This is a genomic window from Rothia sp. HMSC061D12 (genome assembly GCF_001836735.1).
Lineage (GTDB): Bacteria > Actinomycetota > Actinomycetes > Actinomycetales > Micrococcaceae > Rothia.
Window position 1 is genome coordinate 1,173,270 of record NZ_KV830305.1, and the last position, 21,761, is coordinate 1,195,030.

The window sequence follows — 21,761 nt, forward strand, 5'->3', positions numbered from 1 at the left end:
GCAATATGGATATGTGTATTAGCGGTCGGCGCGCTCACGCGGGAGAGTACCAACCGGATCCCAACCTCGACGTGCACCAACACGCTGGCCGCCACGAGAGCGGTACACGGTGTAGGGGCGGAAGAGGTAGTGCAGAGGCACAGTCAGTGCATGCACCAGGCGGGTAAACGGCCAAATGATGAACAGAACCATAGCCACCACGATGTGAATCTTGAAAGCCACAGGAATATTCACCATCAGAGCCACCTCAGGGTGGAAGTAGAACAGCGAACGGAACCACACAGAAATGGTCTCACGGTAGTTGAAGTGAACCTCGTGACCATTCACCGGAGGCAAACCGCCCGAGGGGTTCACTGCCGAAATCAGAGTAGCCGCAGTACCGGCGAGAATCACCAGAACCAAAACGACATACATGAAAACGTCATTACGAGTGGTAGCCGAACGCACACGAGAGTTCGAAGCGCGGCGACCAATCAGAACGAACATACCAACAATGGTTGCGACCGCAGCGACAGAACCGCCAACCAGCGCCACAATGTGGTAAGTGTCATCCGAAACGACCAGGTCGGTGAATGCCTTAGGCACCAGCAGACCACCAACGTGGCCAAGGAAAACGGCCGCAAGACCGTAATGGAACAGGGGCGAAGCGATGCGCAACAGCTTCGATTCATAGACCTGGGACGAGCGGGTAGTCCATCCGAACTGGTCAGTACGGTAACGCCAAATGGTGCCACCAATCAGAATGACCAGTGCAACATAGGGCAGAACGCCCCACAGCAGGATGTCCACAATACCCGGATCGGCTACAGCCTGTGCAGCATGTCCTGCGTTCTCAGAAGCAAGTACGTACACGTGTTGTCTCCTCACAAGGGATAAAACTAGTTAGAACGAGCCGAAGCCTGCTGGAGTAGCTGATGATCAGCGTAGCCATTCAGGCCAACAGTCTCGACGGGAGGGCCGTAGCCAGCCATCTTCTGGACCTCCTCCTGAGTCTGCGGAGAGACGCCAGGAAGGGTATCGCAGATGCTCTGCAACAACCCGTAGTGGGGCAGATTTCCGTCCTTCATGGACAGACGAAGAAGCTCAAGGGACGGACGGTACGCCTGCAAAGCGGAACGGCCCTTACGGCGATCCACCAACGCACAGAACTCCAGCACCAACGGCAGGTAGTCCGGAAGCTCACCATTCAAAACGGTCAACATACCGGAGTCGCGGTACATCTGCTTGAAACGCAGAAGAGTCTCACCACGGCGGCGGGTATCACCATCGGTCCAGTAGGACAGATGCAGAGAATGACGACGCGAAAGGTCGTACTCCTGCACGTACTCGGACTGCACATCCTCCAGGTCCTTAGAAGTCAGCCACTGTTGAACCGCATCAACGGCAGCAATGAAAGCCTCATCCTGGGTGGAAGCGGTAATCTCCACCAGTTCAGGCAGAACCTTCAGAGTCTCCTCATCGGGGTAGCCCAGGAGCATACCGCTCACCTGGTAAATCACCGAGTCCTTATCCTTGCCGGGACCGTAATCGATATCAAACGGGTTCTCCGGCTGAGCCGGCTCCGAGACAGTAGCCTCGGAACCGGCCTTGCCCATGAGCTTGGAAAAGAATCCAGCCACTTATTACTTCTTTCCGGTGGTATTCGGGAAGAGGCCGTCAGGACGGGAAGAACCATCCCAGCTGAACAAGCTGACCTTGTTGTTAGCCTCGTAGACACCGGTAGACACGGGGGTCGGGCGACCCTCCATGTCGTTGAACGCATCGCCGTACATGCCGGGTCCGCCATCCACGCTCAGGGAGCAGCCCATTTCCTCAAGGTTGTGGGCGTCTTCCATGTGAGCCTTCGGAATGACGTAACGCTCGTTGTACTTAGCGATAGCCATCAGGCGGTACATCTCGTACACCTGCTGACCAGTCATGCCAACTGCCTGAGCAATCTCCTCGTTGCCTTCGCCACCGAGGTTGATGTCACGCATGTACGAACGCATCGCAGCCAGGCGGCGCAGAACGTTAGTAACAACCTCAGTGTCACCAGCGGTGAACAGCTCAGCCAGGTACTCAACCGGAATACGGAGAGACTCAATAGCGCCGAACAGGTTGTTGCTGTTCTCTGCATCGTGGCCCTGCTCCTTGAGCAGGTCAACAATCGGAGACAGCGGCGGCACGTACCAAACCATCGGCATGGTGCGGTACTCGGGGTGCAGGGGCAGAGCCACCTTCCACTCCTTCGCCAGCTTGTACACGGGCGACTTCTGAGCTGCAGTAATCCACGCATCGGGGATGTCGTTCTTACGAGCCTGCTCAATCACAGCCGGATCCGAAGGATCAAGCATCAGCGACAGCTGAGCCTCGTAGAGGTCCTTCTCGTCCTCAACCGAAGCAGCCTCAGTCACGCGGTCTGCATCGTAGAGGAAGATACCGATGTAGCGCATACGACCAACACAGGTCTCAGCACACACGGTCGGAATACCAGCCTCAATACGGGGGTAGCAGAAGGTACACTTCTCAGCCTTACCCGTCTTGTGGTTGAAGTACACCTTCTTGTAGGGGCAGCCGGTGATGCACTGACGCCAACCGCGGCAACGGTCCTGGTCAACCAGAACGATACCGTCCTCAGCGCGCTTGTAGATAGCGCCGGAGGGGCAAGAAGCCATGCAGGAGGGGTTCAAGCAGTGCTCACAAATACGAGGCAGGTAGAACATGAAGGTCTGCTCGAACTCGAACTTAATCTTGTCCTCAGCCTTCTTGCGAACCTTCTCAACCAGCGGGTCCAGGTGACCGTACTCGGTCGCACCAGCCAGGTTGTCGTCCCAGTTCATACCCCACTCGACCTTGGTGTCCTCACCGGTGATGAGGGAGACCGGCTTAGCAGCCGGGAAGTCATCACCCAGAGGAGCACTGGTCAGGTTCTGGTAATCGTAGGTCCAGGGCTCGTAGTAGTCGTTCAGCTCGGGCTGAATCGGGGAAGCGAAGATCGTGAAGAGCTTCTGGAAGCGGTTACCGCTCTTGAGCTCCAGACGACCGCGCTTGTTCAGCACCCAGCCGCCCTTCCACTTCTCCTGATCCTCGTAACGGCGGGGGTAACCCTGGCCGGGACGAGTCTCAACGTTGTTGAACCAGACGTACTCGGTACCGGCTCGGTTCGTCCATGCCTGCTTACAGGTCACGGAGCAGGTGTGGCAGCCGATGCACTTATCGAGCGCCATCACCATAGCAACTTGTGCCATAACGCGCATTAGAAAGTTACCTCCTGGGACTTACGGCGACGGATGTACGAGACGATGTCTCGCTGGTTACCGGTCGGTCCAAGATAGTTGAAGGCGAACGCCTGGTGAGCGTAGCCACCAATCATGTGGGTGGGCTTCAGAAGAATACGGGTCACCGAGTTGTGAATACCACCGCGCTTACCGGTGACTTCAGACTTCGGGCTAACCATACGCTCCTGAGCGTGGTAGACGTAGCAAACGCCCTCGGGCATACGGTGCGAAACAACCGCACGGCCGACGAAGACACCATTGGTGTTCACACACTCAATCCACTCGCCATCCTTGACGCCAATCTTCTCAGCGTCCTGCGGGCTCATCCATGCAGTCGGACCGCCACGGAACATGCTCAGCATGTAGTGGTTATCGAAGTACTGCGAGTGAATTGCCCACTTGTTGTGCGGGGTCAGGTAGCGAACAGCAACCGAAACACCATCGGTAGTACCGAGCTCAGGCTCGTTGTACAGGCCGGTCATATCCAGCGGCGGACGGTAAATCGGCAGAGCCTCGCCCATTTCGTGCATCCAGTCGTGGTCGAGGAAGAAGTGCATACGGCCGGTCAGGGTGTGGAACGGCTTCTTCTTCTCGATGTTGACGGTGAACGGAGCGTAACGGCGACCACCGGTCTCCGAACCGGACCACTCGGGGGAGGTCATCACGGGCTGCGGTGCGGCCTGGGTCATGGGGAAGGTGATACGACGTTCCTCGTTACCTTCTGCCAGGTCCATCAGGTGCAGACCGGTCTGCTTCTCAAGCTCCTTGAAGCCCTTGACAGCGACCTCACCGTTGGAGGTACCGGAAATCATGAGGATTGCTTCAGAAATCTTCACGTCGGTATCCAGTGCCGGACGGCCTGCGCCCTTACCGGAGTCCATCACACCGAATTCCTTAGCCATCTTCGCGACTTCGTCCTTCAGGTCGTAAGTGATGAACTTGGTGGTTGCACCGAGCTTATCGAACAGCGGGCCAACGGTGGTGTACATGTCGTACAGTGCGCCGTAGTCGCGCTCGACGGTGACGAAGTTCGGCATGTTCTTGCCGGGTACGCCCACCATACCGGGGGTGTTCTTCCAGTCGGGTGCGTGACCGCCGGGCTGAGCAATCTGGCCGGGGGTGTCGTGCAGCAGCGGGACCGAAACGATGTCCTTACGGACGCCGAGGTGCTTCTTAGCCAGGCGGCTGAACTCAAACGCCAGTGCCTTGAAGGTCTCGTGGTCGGTCTTTGCCTCCCACGGCGGGTCAATTGCCGGGGAGAACGCGTGCAGGAACGGGTGCATATCGGTCGAGGAGATATCGTGCTTCTCGTACCAGGTAGCAGTCGGCAGAACGATGTCAGACAGCAGGGTCGTGGAGGTCATACGGAAGTCCGAGGTGACCAGCAGATCCAGCTTGCCCTGAGGCGCGTCCTCAACCCACTTCACTTCGTTCGGCAGCTTCTCCGAGTCGGAGCCCTGGACGTTGTCCATGCTACCGACCAGGTGCTTCAGGAAGTAGCTCTCACCCTTAGCGGAGGAACCGAACAGGTTCGAACGCCACAGGGTCAGGGTACGAGGCCAGTTGACGGGGTTGTCAACGTCCTCAACGGAGAACTCCAGGTCACCGGAGTTCAGGCGCTGTGCAATGTAGTCCGCGTTCGAGGAAGCCTCGCCGCGTGCCACTGCCTGCTCTGCCTTGTCTGCCAGATCCAGCGAGTTCTCGGGGAACTGCGGGTAGAACGGCATCCAGCCCATACGGGTAGAACGTGCCACAACGTCAGCAGTGTGAACATCGCGCAGCTCGCCCTTAGCCAGCGGGGACTGCAGGTAGTCGGTGGAGTATGCATCCTGACGGAACTGGTCAGTGTGCATGTACCAGAAGCCGGTACCGATCATGTGACGCGGCGGGCGGCTCCAGTCCAGAGCGTTCGCAATGTTGGTCAGACCGGTCAGCGGACGTGCCTTCTCCTGGCCCACGTAGTGAGCCCAACCGCCACCGTTACGACCCTGGCAACCGGTCAGGTTCAGCAGGGCGAGGATAGCGCGGTAGGTGGTGTCAGCGTGGTACCACTGGCAGATACCCGCACCGAAGATGATCATGGAGCGGCCGCCGGAATCCAGGGCGCTCTTGGCGAACTCGCGGGCAACGCGGATAACAGCCTCGGCGGGGACAGAAGTAATCTGCTCCTGCCATGCCGGGGTGTTCTGAACGTTCCAGTCCTCGTAGTCCTTAGCCCAGGTGCCGGGCAGGCCCTCACGGCCCACACCGTACTGTGCCAGCATGATGTCGAAGACGGTGGTGACTTCGTGGCCTTCAACGTAGGCTACGGGCACACCGCGGGTAATGACGTCGCCGTGACCCTTCGGGTTGTCGAAGGTCGGCATCTTGATCTCTGCAGCTGCAGTCTGGCCCTGGGGCAGGTCGCGAATCGACAGAATCGGCTTACGACCCTGCAGGTCCAGGTTCCACTTGCCCTGGTCTTCCTGAGCGTAACGGTGACCCATGGTGCCGTTGGGAACGAAGACCTCACCGGTCTCGCGGTCCATCAGGACGGGCTTGAAGTCAGCGTTAGCCTGCTCAGCCTCGCCTGCGAGCTTAGCTGCGGTCAGGAACTTGGAGGGGACCTTAACGCCGTCTTCGCGGGTTTCCAGGGTGACCAGGAAGGGAAGGTCGGTGTAGGTCAGGGAGAAGTCCTCGAAGAACTCGACACGCTGGTCGACGTAGTTCTCCTTGAGGATGACGTGGCCCATTGCCATTGCCAGTGCCGCGTCGGTACCTGCCTGTGCGGGCAGCCACTCGTCAGCGAACTTGGTGTTGTCGGCGTAGTCGGGGCTCACGGTGACAACCTTGGTACCGCGGTAGCGAACCTCGGAGACCCAGTGAGCGTCCGGGGTACGGGTCAGCGGAACGTTTGCGCCCCACATGATGAGGTATGCAGCGTCCCACCAGTCGCCGGACTCGGGCACGTCGGTCTGGTCGCCGAAGACCTGCGGCGATGCCACGGGGAGGTCAGCGTACCAGTCGTAGAAGCTGGTCATAACACCGCCAGCGAGCTGGATGTAGCGAACACCCGCACTGAAGGATGCCATAGACATTGCCGGAATCGGGGTGAAGCCGGTGTTACGGTCGGGACCGTAGTACTTGATGGTGTGCACGTGAGCAGCAGCCATCAGTTCGAGAGCCTCAGCCCAGGTCGAGCGCACCAGACCACCCTTACCGCGTGCGTTCACGTAGCGTGCACGCTTAGCGGGGTCGGACACGATGGAGTGGAAGGCGTCCACGGGATCGTTGTGGATTGCCTTCGCTTCGCGGTACATCTCCAGCAGGAGACCGCGAACGTAGGGGTACTTAACGCGGGTGGGAGAGTAGGTGTACCACGAGAATGCTGCACCGCGGGGGCAGCCGCGGGGCTCGTACTCGGGGCGGTCGGGACCAACCGTGGGGTAGTCGGTTTCCTGTGCTTCCCAGGTGATAATGCCGTCCTTGACGTACACCTTCCAGGAGCAGGAGCCGGTGCAGTTCACACCGTGGGTAGAGCGAACTTCCTTATCGTGGCTCCAACGGTCGCGGTAGAAGGCGTCACCTTCGCGGCCGCCTTCACGGAAGACGGCGCGGCCGTCTTCAGTCTCATCCCAGCGGGAGAAGAACTTACCGAACTTGATCAGCTGATCGGTAAGGGGGCCATCCGGGCCCTTAATCTGTGATGCTTGTTCCATACTGCCCAATATATCGGAAATTTGGCATAGAAAATACGAGATAAAAACCTTGCCTAATTCATGCGAAATAAGGGTGTTTTAGACCGTAAGCCAGGCGGAAATTCCACCCTCAAGCATGTACACAGAACGCTCCTCCAGAGGCGCTATTTCACGAGCCGCTTCAACCGTTCGGGTGTATCCGGTGCAGTAAATAACGATTTTCTGGGCATTTGCGGGGATTTTACGCTCAATTAGGGCTTTGAGGGAGTCATTTCGAGCCGCTTCAAGCAATTCAGTGAGGGGTAGATTAATGGCACCGTCAATTGCAAAGGCATTGAACTCCACCTGCTCACGGACATCCAAAAGGGCAATATTTTCACCCGATGACATCTTTTTAAGGTCCTGAGCGCTCATCGAGCGGGGTTTCGAGTCAGCAGAAGAGCTTGTAAAATCCTGAGAAATATTACGAATTGTTACATGATTTTTGGGCTTATGACTCGTTTCTTGGGGCAAAACAGCGCTTTTCTTAGGTACAGCTTGCACGCTAGCTACAAGAGGTATATATTCCCACCTTCCGCTTAATGCCGAATATAGGCCAACCTCACCTATGAGCGGCTCCCCCACCCCGGTCAGCAGCTTCACCGCCTCCATGGCCATCGCAGCACCCACCACGCCAGCCATAGCACCCACCACGCCTGCAGTACTACACGACGGCACGCTACCTTCCGCAGGAGCCTGAGGATACAAATCCTCATACACAGGACCGCACCCCGCCCAAAACACACTCAGCTGCGCATCAAAGCCAAGGATCGCAGCCCACACATGCGGAATCCCCGCACGCGCAGCCGCCGCCGAGACCACATAACGCGACTCAAAATTATCGCTACCATCCAGCACCAGATCAGCGCCAGACAGAAGCTCATCAACATTCGCCTCCGTCAGGCGCTCACGCACCGGCAACACCTCAATAAAAGGATTCAGCGAGCGCAAAGACTCTGCGGCAGACTCAGCCTTAGAATTACCCACTCTGGCGTGCGTATGAATCACCTGGCGGTGCAGATTCGAGGCATCCACGAAGTCATCATCAACCACCACAATCTGACCGACCCCGGCACCCGCCAGGTACAGCAGCGCGGGAGCACCCAAACCGCCAGCACCCAGCACCACCACGCGTGCGCGCTTGAGCGCCAACTGAGCCTCGTAACCCATTTCGGGCAGAATCAGCTGACGAGAGTAGAACGCACGCTCAGCGGCAGAGAGCTCGCCCGTGCCGGTTGAAGGCTGAGAAGACATAGGGATTCCTCGCGTCTAGTAGTAGAGGTGACTTGAGCTTTCAAGGAGAATAAGCCTGCCCGAGAGAAATCCCCCTGACAGGCTTATATAGAGATATCAGAATATTCAGAAGGCTAAGCAGGCGAAGTGTCCACACCAACCCACTCGATGCTTCCATCGAGCAGTTCCTGTTCCTTCCAAATCGGCACACGAGCCTTCACCCGGTCAGCCACCAGCTCACAGGCATCAAACGCGCGGCCACGGTGAGCAGCCGCCGCCATCACGGTCAGAGCCGACTCACCAATAGCAATCGGACCCACACGATGCACAGCCCACAGACGCACACCGTCCAGCTCGGCAGCAACCTCGGCGGCAACCTCCGCAATATACTCACGAGCCTGCGGATGCGCGCTATAGGACAGCCCGCGAACCGCACTACCGTGATCATGGTTGCGTACAATGCCGTCAAAAATTACCAGGGCACCCATAGCGTCAGTCATGACCTCAGCCTTAGCCGCCGCGTACAGCGGCTCCAGGGGCGCTTCCGTAATATCGGTGAACACCACGGTCGAGCCGCTCGGCTCAGCACCGTGCGCACCCGAATGGTCCAGGGATTCTTCGTTCTGCGGCTTAGTGGTCATGGTAGTCCTCCATCTGACGGCAAATGTGCTCAACAAGCGGGTCGAGGGTTGCCACGCCGTCCTTCACACCACCGCGCGAACCGGGCAGGGTCATCACGAAGGTTCGGTCAATAACACCCGCCACGCCGCGTGAAAGCACCGCCGCGGGAACGTTCTTCAGACCGTTCATCCAGAAGGCGTGCATGATGCCGGGTACTTCCTTGTCCAGGTGGGGGCGAACCGCCTCCACGGTCTGGTCGTCAGAGTTCAGACCGGTACCACCGCTGGTCAGGATGAAGGTCGGCAGGTTACCGTTCTTCTTACCTTCGGCCACCAGGGTGTTGAAGTACTCGACAATATCACGGTCTTCAATGACCACGGCATCCGGGGTGTCGAAACCGCGCGAGCGCAGCCACTCCACAGCGATGGGGCCGGACTTATCCTCGTACACGCCGCGGGCTGCACGGGTGGAGGCGACAATAACCAAGCCGGTGAGGTTCTCGGGCATGGTGTAGTCTTCGCTACTCATTGGCTTTCCTTTTCTGTATCTATCAGGTGACGGTGGGATCGGTGGGGGTGGTGTGCCGCCGTAACTTAGGAGTCCTCGCGGACGGACCAGTCGCCGGACTTGCCGCCGCTCTTCTCCAGAACACGGATATCGGTAATGACGGCGTGCTTATCGACTGCCTTAATCATGTCGAAAACGGTCAGCGCCGCCGAGGAGACGGCGGTGAGCGCCTCCATCTCTACGCCGGTGACGCCGCGGGTCTTCACGGACGCCTCAATACGCACGAAGTCGGTGCCGCGCTCAAAGTCCACCGTGATCTTACCCAGGGGCAGCGGGTGGCAGAGGGGAATGATTTCCGGGGTGCGCTTAGCGCCCATGATGCCGGCAACGCGTGCAACGGGAAGAGCGTCGCCCTTGGGCAGATCGGCATCAAAAATCATGGCGATAACGTCTTCGCGGGTGCGCACGGTCGCCTCAGCCAGGGCGGTGCGGGTGGTGACAGACTTCTCCGTAACATCCACCATGTGCGCCGAGCCGTCGGCGCGCACATGGGTCAGTTCCTGGTTGGGCTGCGAGGTAGAGGTCATCGTTTCTCCTGGCTTCTGCGCGGTATTCTTCTGCCGCGAATCGTTAGTTAGTGTGAGTCTCAATTATTCCCTGTCGCTCTGGATGGGAACAATGCGGGGGTGCGTCGCCTAGTTATCGGTGAGGCGGATGCGGTGGTAGGGTACCGCTTCTCCCCCGGTGTAGGTGGTTCCGGGCGCCAGCTCAATGAGCACATCCGCCTGTGCGGCGCGGTGTAGCAGGTGCGAGCCTGAGAGGATGTCCGGGTAGAGCTCCACCCGGTAGGTTCCGGGCTCGACCTCTACCATGGCGAGGGTTCCGCGCAGGAACTGGCGCTTGGTTGCCGGGGCGGTGAGCGGGGTGTCGGTGACGAGCACGCCTCGGGGAGCATTGTTCAGCGTTGCCTGTTCGGAGGCAACCGCATAGGGCACACCGTAGGGGCCGCCTGCACGCAGGTAGGGGCGCAGGATCAGCGCGTACGAGATGAGGGTGCTCACCGGGTTTCCGGGGAAGGAAATCATGGGCACGCGGTGACCCTTGAAGTCGAGCAGGTTCACGCCCTGCGGTCCGCCGGGCTGCTGGCTGACATGCCCAAACCAGGAGACGGGCACCAGGATGTCGGCTTCGTGTGCCTTGGCGATGGCGTTGCGCACCACTTCGTATTTACCGTGGCTAATGCCTCCGGAGGTGATGATGATGTCCGGCGCGAAACTCTCGTATTCTGCCGTGAGGCGGTGCAGCAGCTCGATGGGGTCATCACCAATAGCGATGCGCCGCACCTCCGCTCCGTCTTCGCGGAGCATGGCGGTGAGCATGGGGCCGTTGGCGTCAAAAATCTGCCCCTGAGCCAGCTCTTGCGAGGTAGCGGTGCCGTCTTCTTCAACACCGGAAAGAATCTCGTCGCCGCCAGTGCATACGAGCACGCGGGGGCCTGCCGCAACGGTCAGGCGCGCATAACCCTGGGAGGCGAGCGCACCGAGCAGGGCGGGGGTGACGCGTTCACCGGCACGTGCGAGTACCTGGCCGGTGACGACGTCTTCACCGCGGCGGCGGACGAACTGTCCGGGCTTGCCGGGGGCGAGTTTGACCTTTTCGCTGGGGCGGCCGAAGGATTCGGGCAGGTCGGGGTATTCGATGCGTTCAGACTGTTCGACGGGGATGACGGCGTCGTAGCCCTTGGGGATGGGTGCGCCGGTCATGATGGGGTAGGTCAGGTCGTCGGAGGAGCGGGAGCGCTGTAGCGGGCGTCCGGCGGGGATTTCGCGGCCGACGGTGAAGATACGGTCTTCGCGGTCAACGGCTGCCGCGGTGAGGGCGTAGCCGTCCATTTGGGAGTTGTCGAAGCTGGGTACGTCCATGCGTGCGGTGACGTCTTGCGCGAGGATGCGTCCTGCCGCGTGGTAGAGGGGAACCGTTTCTGCGGTGCCGATAAATACTTCGCGCAACAGTAGCGCCAGGTAGGCGCGGTATTCCTCGGTGCTAGGGGTTCCATTGAATTCGGGGGAAATCATGGCGGTTCCAATCGTGCGGTGGCGGTTATGACTAGTGTAGGTGTGTGTTTGTGGGCTGGTAAATGCAGTTTTGCCTAAGGACCGGTGTATGCCGGGTGGTATGCGGGGCAGGCGGCGGAGTGGCTTATCGGGTGCTTTCGCGTAGTTTTTTGAGGGCGCGAATCAGGCCGAGGACCCCAAAGATTCCCAGGTAGAGGCTGATGAGGATCAGGGCGCTTCCGAGGGCGCTGGAAATGTCGCTGCTGTTGATGGCTAGGTCAATGGCGAGGGGTATGGTTTGGGTTTTTCCTTGCACGTTGCCGGCGAAGGTGACGGTTGCACCGTATTCACCGAGTGCACGAGCGAAGGAGAGGAGAAAGGCGGTGGCGAGTCCCGGCGCGGCGAGGGGCAACAACACTTTGAAAGTGATTTCTGCGGGTTTAGCGCCTTCGACGAGAGCGATTTCCTCATACTCACGGGGTATGGCTTGCAGGGTGGTAACCGCGGTGGCGACAAAGAAGGGCAGGGCGACGAAGACCTGGGCGATAATCACCGCGTTCGAGGTGAACGGGATAGAGATTCCTGCCTGGTAGAGGTAGGTACCGATCATGCCTTTGCGTCCCCAGAAGAAGAGTAGCCCAAGGCCGGAGACCACCGGTGAGAGAATCACCGGGGTGTAGATGATGGCGTAGAGGACCGACCCGAAACGGTGCAGCCGCGAGCGGTTGAGCACTTTAGAAAGCACGAGTGCCAGGGGTGCGCCGAGAAGACCACAGATGAGGGTGGATGCGGCGGCGGTGCCGAGAGAGAGGTTAGCCGCCCCGAGCACCTGCGGGGTGAAGATGCTGCCGAGCTGGCTCCAGGGGATGTTGAGGAAGAGCCCGAGAAGCGGACCCGCGATGAGGAAAATACCCAGCGACGCCGGAACCAGGAAGAGCACGGGCACGGAGGCGAAGAGGCTGCTCCCGGGCGTGCGTGAGGCGCCGGCGCGGCGGCGGGTGGTTGCGGTGCTGTCTGTCATGGGTATTTCTCGGCGTATTTCTTCGGGGTCTTGAGAGCGCGGCAGGAGACGCGTTCAGGATGCGGCGGCTTGCTCGTTGAGCGTGCCGCCGCATCCTGCGGGTGTCCGTTCTGCGCTCCGGGTTTCAGCGGTGCGGAACGGCGCTAGCGTTACTTGGCGGTGCTGAAGCCGTAGTCGGTGAGGATCTTCTTCGCCTCATCGGAGTTCTTCAGCCATTCGTTGAACTTCTTTGCGGCTTCGGAGGAGGAGCCGGTCTTGCTCAGCGCTGCGGGGTATTCGTTGCGTTCCACGTCGGTCAGTTCGACGGAACCGAGGTTGGCGCCCTTCTTCTTGGCGGCGGCGAGGTCGGTGGTGTAGATGAAGCCCGCGTCCGCGTTACCGGTGGTGACCTTGGTCGCTACGTCGGTGACCTTGCTTTCGGTGGTTGCGTTCTTGAGGGTGATGTCGTGCTTCTTCAGTTCCTGGTGGGCGATGGTGCCGCAGGGAACGTCTTCCTTGCAGACAGCGACGACGCCTTCGGTGGTCTTGAGGTCGTCAAGGCTGTTGATCTTGCCGGGGTTACCTTCGGCGGTGACGAGCACGAGCTTGTTGGTGACCAGAACGTTGGTTTTGGAGTCGGAGAACTGGTCGAGCTTCTTTGCCTTGTCCATGTTCTTGGTGTCTGCGGTGATGAGCAGGTCGGGGGTTGCGCCCTGCTCAATCTGGTTGACGAGCTTTGCGGAGCCTTCGTAGACGAAGGTGACGTCTACGCCGGGGTTGGCGGCTTCGTATGCCTTTTCAAGGTCTGCACCTGCGTTGTTCAGGGAGGCGGCGGCAAAGACTTCGACCTTGCCGGAGGCAGCCTGGCTACTCGATGAGGAGGCAGTGGACGAAGAGGAGCTCTGGGTGGCGCCGCATCCGGTGAGGGCGAGGGTTGCGGCGGCGAGCGCGCTGAGGGCTGCGAGGGGGGTCTTCATGAAATTTGTTTCCTTGGTGGTTCGTACTCTTGCGGTGGTGAGGTGTTTTCCTGTTCGGGCTCTGTGTGACGTTCCGTGTACGTCCCTAGCTTGTACACGTTGTTTTCGTCACGTGGTCTGCGGTGGCGCAGTTGTAACTTACCCTGCACACACTATGTGCGGGGCGCCGGAACATGGAATAATCATATTGTCACCTGAAATATGCAAATTTTCCACATAGGTTTTACATGGCGTACACGGCAAATTCAGCTTCTTCTGAGCTCATTGCGGGCCCAATGTTAAGCACCTTATCTTCTGCGGAGGGTAACGGGGCTGCTTTTGTGACGCCCCAAAAATCTGAGAGTGGCGTAAAGGCCCAGCGTAAACTTCCGAATATTACGAATAGCGGTCCGCTCTTGGACCGTTGGGGTCGCGTGGCGACGGATCTTCGTATCTCTCTGACCGATAAATGTAATCTTCGTTGCATTTATTGCATGCCGGCGGATGGTTTGCAGTGGCTTCCCAAGGAGAATCTGCTCTCTGCAGAGGAGATTGCACGCCTTGCCGATATTGCGATTACTGAGCTGGGCGTGGAGGAGATCCGCTTTACCGGTGGCGAGCCGCTGGTGCGCGCCGATTTGGTGGACATTATTTCCCGTATCCATCAGGCGCATCCGGATGTTCCGCTTGCTATTACGACGAACGGTATTGGTTTGGAGAAGCGTGCCACCGCCCTGGCGGAGGCTGGTCTGACCCGCATCAATGTTTCTCTGGATACGATTTGCCGTGAAACCTTTGCCGAGTTGACCCGCCGCGACAAGCTCGATGCTGTACTCAAGGGTATTGACGGTGCTGCTGAGGCTGGCCTGTGGCCCATCAAGATTAATGCTGTGCTGATGCCGGGTCTGAATGATGATCAGGCTCCGGAGCTTCTGCGCTGGGCATTGGCGGGTGGCTATCAGCTGCGTTTTATTGAGCAGATGCCGCTGGATGCCGATAACCGTTGGACCCGCGAGGGCACGATTACTGCCGCTGAGATTCGCGAGAAGCTATCGGCTGAGTACGTTCTGGGTTCGGTGGCTGAGGCACGTGGCGATTCCCCCGCTCAGCTGTGGGAGGTGTACCCGCTCGGCACTGCCCTGGATGAGGCGGGCTTCCCGGCTGACGGTACCGAGTCGCTGGGCCGCGTGGGCATTATCGCTTCGGTGACGGAGTCGTTCTGCAATGCGTGCACCCGCACCCGTCTGACGGCGGACGGCAAGATTCGCTCGTGTTTGTTCTCTGACACTGAGACTGACCTGATGCAGCTTCTACGTTCCGGTGCTGACGATCAGCAGCTGGCTCTGCGTTGGCGTGAAGGCATGTGGTTTAAGCCGCGCGCTCACGGCAAGGAAGACGCTGACTTCGATATTGAGGAGTTCGCCAAGGCGAGCCGCTCGATGAGCGCTATTGGCGGCTAAGGAAGCTACCCTATTTATTAGCCGGATATACACCCAAATATGCGTGGGACAAGGTCTTTTACTGCCACCTTACCCCCTGGCTTTCGGCTACCCTGCTCAGAGTTTATTCAAGGATTGAGGAGCATTATGCAGGTTCATTTTTTCGCTGCCGCGCGTTCTGCGGCGGGTACCGCGCAGCTGTCGGTGCCCCTGGCTGAGCTGTCGTCTGCAACTCTTGGCGCGCTGATTGAGCATCTGGGCCAGAGCTTGGAGGGCACAACCCCTTCGGGTCTGACTCTTGCGCAGGTCATGGAGCAGTGCTCGTTCCTGGTCAACGGTGCCCGTTCTGATGCGCAGGCTCCGCTGCAGGATGCCGATCGTGTGGACGTTCTGCCTCCCTTTGCGGGTGGATAATGCGGGCGGATCAGATGCCCGGTTCGGAGCTTCCCGCTGAGGGTGATTTTTCGTGCGCCGCGGTCGTTGTTGCCGGAGGCGCTTCTCGCCGCCTGAACCACGTGCCGAAGGCGTCTCTGTCTGATGGCACGAATACCCTGCTGGGTTGTGCCCTGGAGGCGGTGGCGAGCGCGTCCCCGCGTGTGGTGGTGGGTCCTGAGAGCCTGCCGTTGCCTACCGGGGTGTTGCGTACTCGTGAGGATCCGCCGTTTTCGGGTCCTGCCGCGGCGATTCATGCCGGGTTGGAGTGTATTGCGGCGGATTGCGAGCGCTCGCAGACCCCGTTGCCGGGCTGGTGCCTGATTTTGGGTGTGGATACTCCGCGTATTGCTCCGGCGGTTCAGCAGTTGCTTACCGCTGCGCGGGGTGCCGAGCAGACCGCGACTACCTTCTCCACCACCGGTTCTGAAGCGCCCAGTGACTCTGAAGCTTCTGAGGGCTTCTGGGGTGTCTCTGAGGGCATCTATCAGCCGCTGGTGGGTATTTACCGCTTTGAGGCGATTCGTTCGGTCTTTTCGACCGGTACGACTGACGCTTCTGTTCGTTCTTTTTTGCGCCGTTTGAACCCTGCGGCGGTGGAGATGTCTGCCGCTGACACCGCCGATGTTGATACGTGGGAGCAGGCGCAGGCTCTCGGCTATACGACCTCGCTCTGGTCGAGTTATTAGCACGAGTTATTAGCATCTGAGGCGCGCAGGAGCGCTAGTTGCCAAGCTACGAGTACCCTAGTGGTAGGTCTCAGTTCTTAACGCCCGACCGGGCGATGTTTTTGAGCTCGCGCGCTGTTGCGCGTCCCGCACACACTTTTACGAGGTACGATGTCTCACCATATTCCTTCTGTTTCGTGGCAGCAGGCCCGCCAGATTCTGCATGAGCAGGGTCTGGAGATTGCTCACCATGTGAAGACGGAGTCTTTGCCGCTGTTGGCGACGATTGGCCACTATTTGGCGGACGACGTTTATTCGATGATGCCGGTGCCCCACTACAGCTCTTCGGCGATGGACGGTTACGCGGTGGCGGGTGCGCCTCCGTGGCGTCTGGTGACCCCGGCGTACCCGGAGGATTCTCGCGCGAATATTCACCGCCTGACCGTGCCGATTGCACCGGGCGAGGCGACCCCGATTCTGACGGGTGGTTTGATTCCGGAGGGTGCTGAGGCGATTGTGCGTGAGGAGCATTCCCGCCTATATGAGGGTGCGGAGGCTTCTTTGCGTCCGGGCGTGAGCGCTCATTTGGAGACTCAGTCGAGCATTCATTACCTGGATATGGCGGAGGGTTTTGAGCCTCCGGCACCGGGTGCTGATATTCGCCATGCCGGTGCTGAGCTGGAGCGTGGCGAGCTGTTGGCGCGCCACGGCGACCGTATTTCTGCGCGTATGGCGGCGTTCTTGGGCACGAATGGTTTTGATGAGTTGCCGGTGTATGCCCCGATTCCGGTGCGTTGCGCGTTTACGGGTAATGAGGTCATTACGTTTGGTGTGCCTGCGCCGGGTCAGGTGCGTGATGCGTTTGGCGGCTTTATGGAGCATGCGATTATTTCTGCTGGCTGTGAGGCGCGCCCTTCGATTCGCTTGGCGGATGTTGAGTCTGAGTTCCGCACGTTCTTGTCCACGTCGACTGCTCGTGTGCTGGTGTTCACGGGTGGGTCGAGCACCTCGGGTGTTGATTTGGTGCGTAAGGTGCTCAACGATATGGGTGCGACGTATCTGTTTGAGTCGGTGGATGTGCGTCCGGGGCACCCTGCATTGGCTGCGCGCCTGCCGGTTCCGGAGACTGGCCCGAATTCGGGTCGTGAGCGTTTTGTGTTGGGTCTGCCGGGTAATCCTTTGGCTGCGTACACTGCCCTGTATTCGTATTTGCCGCCGCTTTTGGCTGGTATGAGGGATATGCCTCTACCGGAGCTGGATTCTGCGGTTCTGGGTGAGCCTGTTGATACGTTGCGTAAGCCGGCGGGGGCTCGTCTGCTTCCCGTGTCGGTGCGTGATGGTGTGGCGTATCCTCTGCCGAAGTCGGCGTCGCATATGCTGTCGTCGTTGGCGGCGGCTACTCACTGCGCGGTGTTGGATGATTCTTCGGTTCGGGGTTCTGCTCATGAGGTGGGGGCCCGGGTTCCGATTATTCCGGTGCTGTAGTAAGGCGCTATTTTCCGGCGTTGGAATGTTTATGCGGTATGCGGTCGGGGTATAGTAGAGAGATATGTCAATCGTTTAGCATACCGAAGGGAGCCTCCGTGGCTAAGCCCAAACTCAGCGACGTTGCGGCCCTGGCGGGAGTCTCCCCCACCACGGTCTCCCGCGTGCTCAACAACCGCGGCTACCTGAGCGAAAGCACCCGCACCAAGGTCCACGAGGCAATGCGGGAACTCGGCTACCGGCCCAACGCCATCGCCCGTAGCCTGCAAGGTCAGCGCTCGCAGATGGTGGGCCTCATCTTCCCCACGGTCGCTAACCCCTTCTACGGGGAGATGGTGTACCGCCTCGAAAGTTACCTTGCCGAGGCAGGCTACCGCGTCATTCTCTGCAATAGCGACGACCACCCCGAGCAGGAAAAGCGCTACCTCGAGATGCTTTTCTCCAATCAGGTGGACGGCATTATCAGCGGCGCTCACTCCGACGCATTGGTGAATATTCCGCACGCCCAGGCTCCCCTGGTGACCGTGGACCGCCTCGAAAGCGGCTTTTACCCGAATGTCCGCTCCGATAACTACGAAGGCGCTCGCGCCGCCACGGAGCATCTGATCGCCACGGGTGCGCAGAATATTGTGCACGTGACATCGACCCTGGGTGAGCACAATGAGCGTCAGCGCGGATACCGTGAGGCAATGCTCGAAGCCGGACTCATGCCGGAGTTCCTGGAGCTGGGTTTCCGCCCCTCCCTGGGCATTAAGCGTGAGGTGCTCTACCGCTACCTCGACGAACGCGCCGATAGCCCGGAGCCGGTGGATGCGGTCTTCGCCTCCAACGATAATTACGCCGCGTTGGCGCTGGGCTGGGCGCGCGCACGCGGTATTCGCGTTCCTGAGGATTTCCAGGTGATTGGCTACGACGGCACGCAGAGCGTTCAGCTGCTCATGCCGGAGTTGGCGACCGTGGTTCAGCCGATTGAGGGTATTGCGAAGCGTACCGCGCAGCGTCTACTGGAGCTCATTGAGCTACAGCAGGAGGAATCTTCAGAGAAGACCGCTCCCCCAATTACCCAACCCGAGGACGTACTCCCCGTTGAGCTGCATTTGGGGGCGACGGTGCGTTCTATCCCGAATCTGGATCAGATTCAGCCTGATACCTCTGCCCCGGACGAGCTCCAATAAGAGGCTCCTCTTCTGACAATAAAAATCCGCCCCACCGTGCGAGTGCTCACGGTGGGGCGGATTTTTCATATACATTTATCGGTTCTGCGCGCGTCCGGAAGTTTAGGAGGTGCGCTGCACAATCTCGGTGGGACCGGTGCCGGGGTAGACCATACCAACGGCGTGTGCCTTGGAGAAGATTCCGTGGAGCGGGCCGAGGGAGAAGAATCCGCGGCGCTCGTAGAGGCGTGCACTGTCGTAGGTCGATGCTTCGAGGTAGGCGGGGTAATCGCCAATACGCTCGGTACCGTAATCGAGCAACTGGGAGCCGATACCGCGGCCTCGGTACTCTTCGAGAACACCAATGTTGAAGAGGTACCAGTGCTTGTACGCGGGGCGGTACTTGAGCAGGTGTAGCTCCATCAGGACTGCCCTCAGCAGGGTCTTGCAACCGAGTGCCTTGTAGTAGGCGCCAATCTGCTTGAGCTCGTTAGCAAAGGAACCTTCGTGAGATTCGGGGGTGTTCCAGAGGCAGACACCCACAATCTTGCCGGTGGAGTTATCAATAGCGATGTCGATACGTCCGCGGCCCTGGAAGTTGCCGTAGACCTGCAGGGTCATGATTGCGCGGAGCCTGGCGAGTTCCTGTCGGCGGCTACCGCCTGCAATGACTGCCATCATGGCGGGATCTCCGTCAAACGCGGCAATCAGGACTTCGAGCGCTTCGGCATATTCATGAGGCTCGGCGGTGCGGACAGCATAGGAAGCTGAGGTCATATTCACCCTTTACAAAAGCTTGAAACTATACATAAATATTAGCTGGATTATTCACTCCTGGCTAATAAATTCTGCCTTATCAAGACATTTTTCATAGCCATGCATCGAATGTGTGCCAGCTTATATTGCACCAATATGCATAAATTTTACGAATATTTATTCATGTTATTTTTGCATTACTTTGCAGGGAAATTTGAACACCCCGCACCAGCTCTAGGAAGAGCGGTACGGGGTGTACATCACGTTGAGGTTATCTACTCACTAAGAGTGCAGACTATGCGTTAGCCTTTGCCTTCAGTGCAACCTTCAGGAGTGAATCTGCGCTGGTGACAGATGTGCCCGAAGCCTGGACATCCTCAACCGAGGCAGCTGCCTTCTTGGCATTGGTAATCACCATGGGGGTTGCCAGCGGGTAGCCTGCCGCCTTGATAGCGGGAATATCGAACTCGGCGATGACGTCGCCGCGCTTAACGGTGTCGCCCTTAGCAACCTTGGGCTCGAAGTGCTTGCCGTCGAGCTCAACGGTGTCCATGCCGATGTGCATCAGCAGATCCAGGCCATCCTCGGTGCGCAGACCGTATGCGTGGCCGGTGGGGAATGCAACGGTAATCTTGCCGTCAGCCGGCGCGTAGAGCTTACCTTCGGTGGGCTCCACTGCGGTGCCTGCACCCAGTGCGCCGGAGGAGAAGGTGGGATCCTTGACGTCAGCCAGCAGAACCACGGAACCGACCATGTGGGAACCGATTTCGACGCTCTCGCCAGCCTCAGATGCTACAGCGGCGGCGGGAGCTGCGGCAGCAGCTACGGTGGCAACGGGAGCGGCAGCAGCGGGTGCAGCGGGTGCCTCAGTGTTGCCAGCCTCGACCTTCTTACCCCAGATGAAGGAGGCAACGAAAGCGATGACGGTGGTCAGGATGAGGCAGCCGAAGAAGCCAGGAATACCAGCGCCAACAGTCGGTTCAATCGAGGGGAAGCCAAGGTAACCAGCGGCGCCAAGCTTACCCGCCTTAATTCCAAGAATAGAAGTAAACATCGAACCAATACCTGCGGAGACGATTGCAATGTAGAAGGGCCAGCGCAGAGCCAGGTTCACACCAAACATTGCGGGCTCGGTAATGCCGAGGAATGCGGAGGGTGCAGATGCCGAAGCAATACCCTTGATCTTCTTGTTCTTGGTGGTCAGTGCGACACCGGCTGCGGCAGCACCCTGCGCCACGTTAGACATGGAGGCAACGACGAAGATGAAGGAACCGCCGGTTGCCCACAGGCTCATCTCGATGGGCGGGAATGCCTGGTGCATACCGGTCATCACGATGAATGCGTAGAAAGTACCGAAGATCAGACCGCCGAGCGGGCCAGCAACGGTGTAGAGCCAGTTAATACCTTCACCCAGCCAGGTACCCAGCTGGAACATCGGCGGGCCGACCAAGATGAAGGTCAGGAAGCCGGTGATAAGGATGGTGAGGGTCGGGGTGAAGATGAAGTCGATGGTGCCCTTGAGGACCTTGTGGAAGAACTTCTCAATGTGGGACAGGATGAAGGCAACCAGCATGATGGGCAGCACGGTACCCTGGTAGCCCGCCTGCTGGACCTGCAGGCCGAAGAGGTTCCAGTACTTCATCGGTTCGCTACCCTCGGCACCTGCCAGAGAGGCAGCGACATTGTAGCCGTTCATCAGTGCCGGGGAGACCATTGCGGCACCCATGGTCATGCCCAGGTAAGGATTACCGCCGAAGACCTTGGTTGCGGAGAAGCCAACCAGCACGGGCAGGAAAGCGAAAGGAGCTGCGGAGAGCAGGTTGACGATGTCCGCGAAGTCAGCCCATTCCGGGTAAAGTTCAATAACTGCCTGGGGACCAAAGATACCCTTGGAAGTCAGGAGGCTATTGAGCGCCATCAGCATACCGCCACCGACCAGCACCGGAATCAGCGGAACGAAGATGTCAGCAATGGTCTTGATGAAGCGGGAGACAATGTTGCCCTGCTTGGAGGCAATTTCCTTGAGCTCGTCCTTGGATGCCTCGGGTGCGCCAGCAGCGATGAGGTGCTTATGCACCTCGTTGACGTCGCCGGGGCCGACGATGATCTGGAACTGGCCAGCGTTAAGGAAGCTACCCTTGAGGTCTTCGTCGTTGTCGATTGCCGCCTGGTCGACCTTGTCCTGGTTCTTCAAGACGAGGCGAAGGCGGGTTGCGCAGTGTGCGGCTGCAACGATGTTGCCGGCGCCACCGACGTCCTTCAGCACGCGCTGTGCCACTGACTTGTGGTCCACGCTCGCTCTCCTTTGTTTGGAGCACCACCGTATGATGCTTTGTAAATGGGGTGGGGTGACATGTCTGTGTGTGCATGTCATGCATATGTCATACGTTTGACATATCAGATGTAAAACATGGTATCACGGGAAAGTTATTAAAAGCGAGGGCCCACCCTCCATGCGGAGAGTGAGCCCTCAGACATATTCA

18 protein-coding genes are annotated in these 21,761 nt (G+C 58.9%); 5 read left to right on the top strand and 13 right to left on the bottom strand.

Going from position 1 to position 21,761, the window contains the following annotated elements:
- Positions 1-18: 18 nt before the first annotated feature.
- The 11 genes from narI to modA all read right to left on the bottom strand — a co-directional run bounded on the left by narI (position 19) and on the right by modA (position 13,365).
- Positions 19-852, bottom strand: coding sequence for a respiratory nitrate reductase subunit gamma (gene narI / locus HMPREF2682_RS04570; RefSeq protein ID WP_049341119.1), 834 nt, complete (start codon positions 850-852; stop codon positions 19-21).
- A gap of 26 nt (positions 853-878) precedes the next feature.
- The gene (gene narJ / locus HMPREF2682_RS04575; RefSeq protein WP_070831774.1) at positions 879-1,619 is read right to left on the bottom strand and encodes a nitrate reductase molybdenum cofactor assembly chaperone; all 741 of its coding nucleotides are present in this window, start codon (positions 1,617-1,619) and stop codon (positions 879-881) included.
- A 3-nt stretch (positions 1,620-1,622) separates the two neighbouring features.
- Complete coding sequence (narH, locus tag HMPREF2682_RS04580; RefSeq protein ID WP_005504921.1) at positions 1,623-3,236, bottom strand: nitrate reductase subunit beta; 1,614 nt, start codon at positions 3,234-3,236, stop codon at positions 1,623-1,625.
- Positions 3,236-6,955 carry a nitrate reductase subunit alpha gene (locus HMPREF2682_RS04585; RefSeq protein ID WP_070831777.1) on the bottom strand — a complete coding sequence of 1,240 codons (3,720 nt, stop codon included), beginning with the start codon at positions 6,953-6,955 and terminating at the stop codon, positions 3,236-3,238. The genes narH and HMPREF2682_RS04585 overlap by 1 nt, the downstream gene beginning before the upstream one ends.
- A gap of 78 nt (positions 6,956-7,033) precedes the next feature.
- Positions 7,034-8,227: a ThiF family adenylyltransferase gene (locus HMPREF2682_RS04590; RefSeq protein ID WP_070831780.1), complete on the bottom strand. Its 1,194-nt coding sequence runs from the start codon at positions 8,225-8,227 to the stop codon at positions 7,034-7,036.
- Between the two features lie 113 nt (positions 8,228-8,340).
- Positions 8,341-8,847, bottom strand: a complete 507-nt coding sequence (locus tag HMPREF2682_RS04595; RefSeq protein ID WP_005504913.1) for a molybdenum cofactor biosynthesis protein MoaE — start codon at positions 8,845-8,847, stop codon at positions 8,341-8,343.
- Positions 8,837-9,355, bottom strand: coding sequence for a MogA/MoaB family molybdenum cofactor biosynthesis protein (locus tag HMPREF2682_RS04600; RefSeq protein ID WP_005508377.1), 519 nt, complete (start codon positions 9,353-9,355; stop codon positions 8,837-8,839). Before HMPREF2682_RS04600 ends, HMPREF2682_RS04595 begins: the two co-directional genes overlap by 11 nt.
- 65 nt (positions 9,356-9,420) lie before the next feature.
- Positions 9,421-9,921 carry a cyclic pyranopterin monophosphate synthase MoaC gene (gene moaC, locus HMPREF2682_RS04605; RefSeq protein ID WP_044150196.1) on the bottom strand — a complete coding sequence of 167 codons (501 nt, stop codon included), beginning with the start codon at positions 9,919-9,921 and terminating at the stop codon, positions 9,421-9,423.
- A 108-nt stretch (positions 9,922-10,029) separates the two neighbouring features.
- Positions 10,030-11,409, bottom strand: coding sequence for a molybdopterin molybdotransferase MoeA (locus tag HMPREF2682_RS04610; RefSeq protein ID WP_070831783.1), 1,380 nt, complete (start codon positions 11,407-11,409; stop codon positions 10,030-10,032).
- Positions 11,410-11,533: 124 nt separating this feature from the next.
- Positions 11,534-12,409 carry an ABC transporter permease gene (locus tag HMPREF2682_RS04615; RefSeq protein ID WP_070831788.1) on the bottom strand — a complete coding sequence of 292 codons (876 nt, stop codon included), beginning with the start codon at positions 12,407-12,409 and terminating at the stop codon, positions 11,534-11,536.
- 149 nt (positions 12,410-12,558) lie between these two features.
- Positions 12,559-13,365, bottom strand: coding sequence for a molybdate ABC transporter substrate-binding protein (gene modA / locus HMPREF2682_RS04620; protein ID WP_070831791.1), 807 nt, complete (start codon positions 13,363-13,365; stop codon positions 12,559-12,561).
- A gap of 227 nt (positions 13,366-13,592) precedes the next feature.
- Between modA and moaA the strand changes: the two genes are divergently transcribed.
- The 5 genes from moaA (at position 13,593) to HMPREF2682_RS04645 (ending at position 18,543) form a co-directional block, all read left to right on the top strand.
- Positions 13,593-14,804, top strand: coding sequence for a GTP 3',8-cyclase MoaA (gene moaA / locus HMPREF2682_RS04625; RefSeq protein WP_005504903.1), 1,212 nt, complete (start codon positions 13,593-13,595; stop codon positions 14,802-14,804).
- 126 nt (positions 14,805-14,930) lie between these two features.
- On the top strand, positions 14,931-15,197 hold the full coding sequence (locus HMPREF2682_RS04630; protein WP_070643103.1) for a MoaD/ThiS family protein: 267 nt from the start codon (positions 14,931-14,933) through the stop codon (positions 15,195-15,197).
- On the top strand, positions 15,197-15,904 hold the full coding sequence (locus tag HMPREF2682_RS04635) for a molybdenum cofactor guanylyltransferase (RefSeq protein WP_070831795.1): 708 nt from the start codon (positions 15,197-15,199) through the stop codon (positions 15,902-15,904). The genes HMPREF2682_RS04630 and HMPREF2682_RS04635 overlap by 1 nt, the downstream gene beginning before the upstream one ends.
- A 150-nt stretch (positions 15,905-16,054) precedes the next feature.
- The gene (locus HMPREF2682_RS04640; protein WP_070831798.1) at positions 16,055-17,368 is read left to right on the top strand and encodes a molybdopterin molybdotransferase MoeA; all 1,314 of its coding nucleotides are present in this window, start codon (positions 16,055-16,057) and stop codon (positions 17,366-17,368) included.
- Positions 17,369-17,466: 98 nt separating this feature from the next.
- Positions 17,467-18,543 (top strand): LacI family DNA-binding transcriptional regulator, encoded by a 1,077-nt coding sequence (locus tag HMPREF2682_RS04645; protein ID WP_070831801.1) that lies wholly within the window; start codon positions 17,467-17,469, stop codon positions 18,541-18,543.
- 102 nt (positions 18,544-18,645) lie between these two features.
- On the opposite strand, the gene HMPREF2682_RS04650 is transcribed toward HMPREF2682_RS04645, so the two are convergent.
- Positions 18,646-19,299: a GNAT family N-acetyltransferase gene (locus tag HMPREF2682_RS04650; protein ID WP_070831804.1), complete on the bottom strand. Its 654-nt coding sequence runs from the start codon at positions 19,297-19,299 to the stop codon at positions 18,646-18,648.
- 274 nt (positions 19,300-19,573) lie between these two features.
- Positions 19,574-21,571, bottom strand: a complete 1,998-nt coding sequence (locus HMPREF2682_RS04655; protein ID WP_070831808.1) for a PTS sucrose transporter subunit IIABC — start codon at positions 21,569-21,571, stop codon at positions 19,574-19,576.
- Between the last annotated feature and the right edge of the window lie 190 nt (positions 21,572-21,761).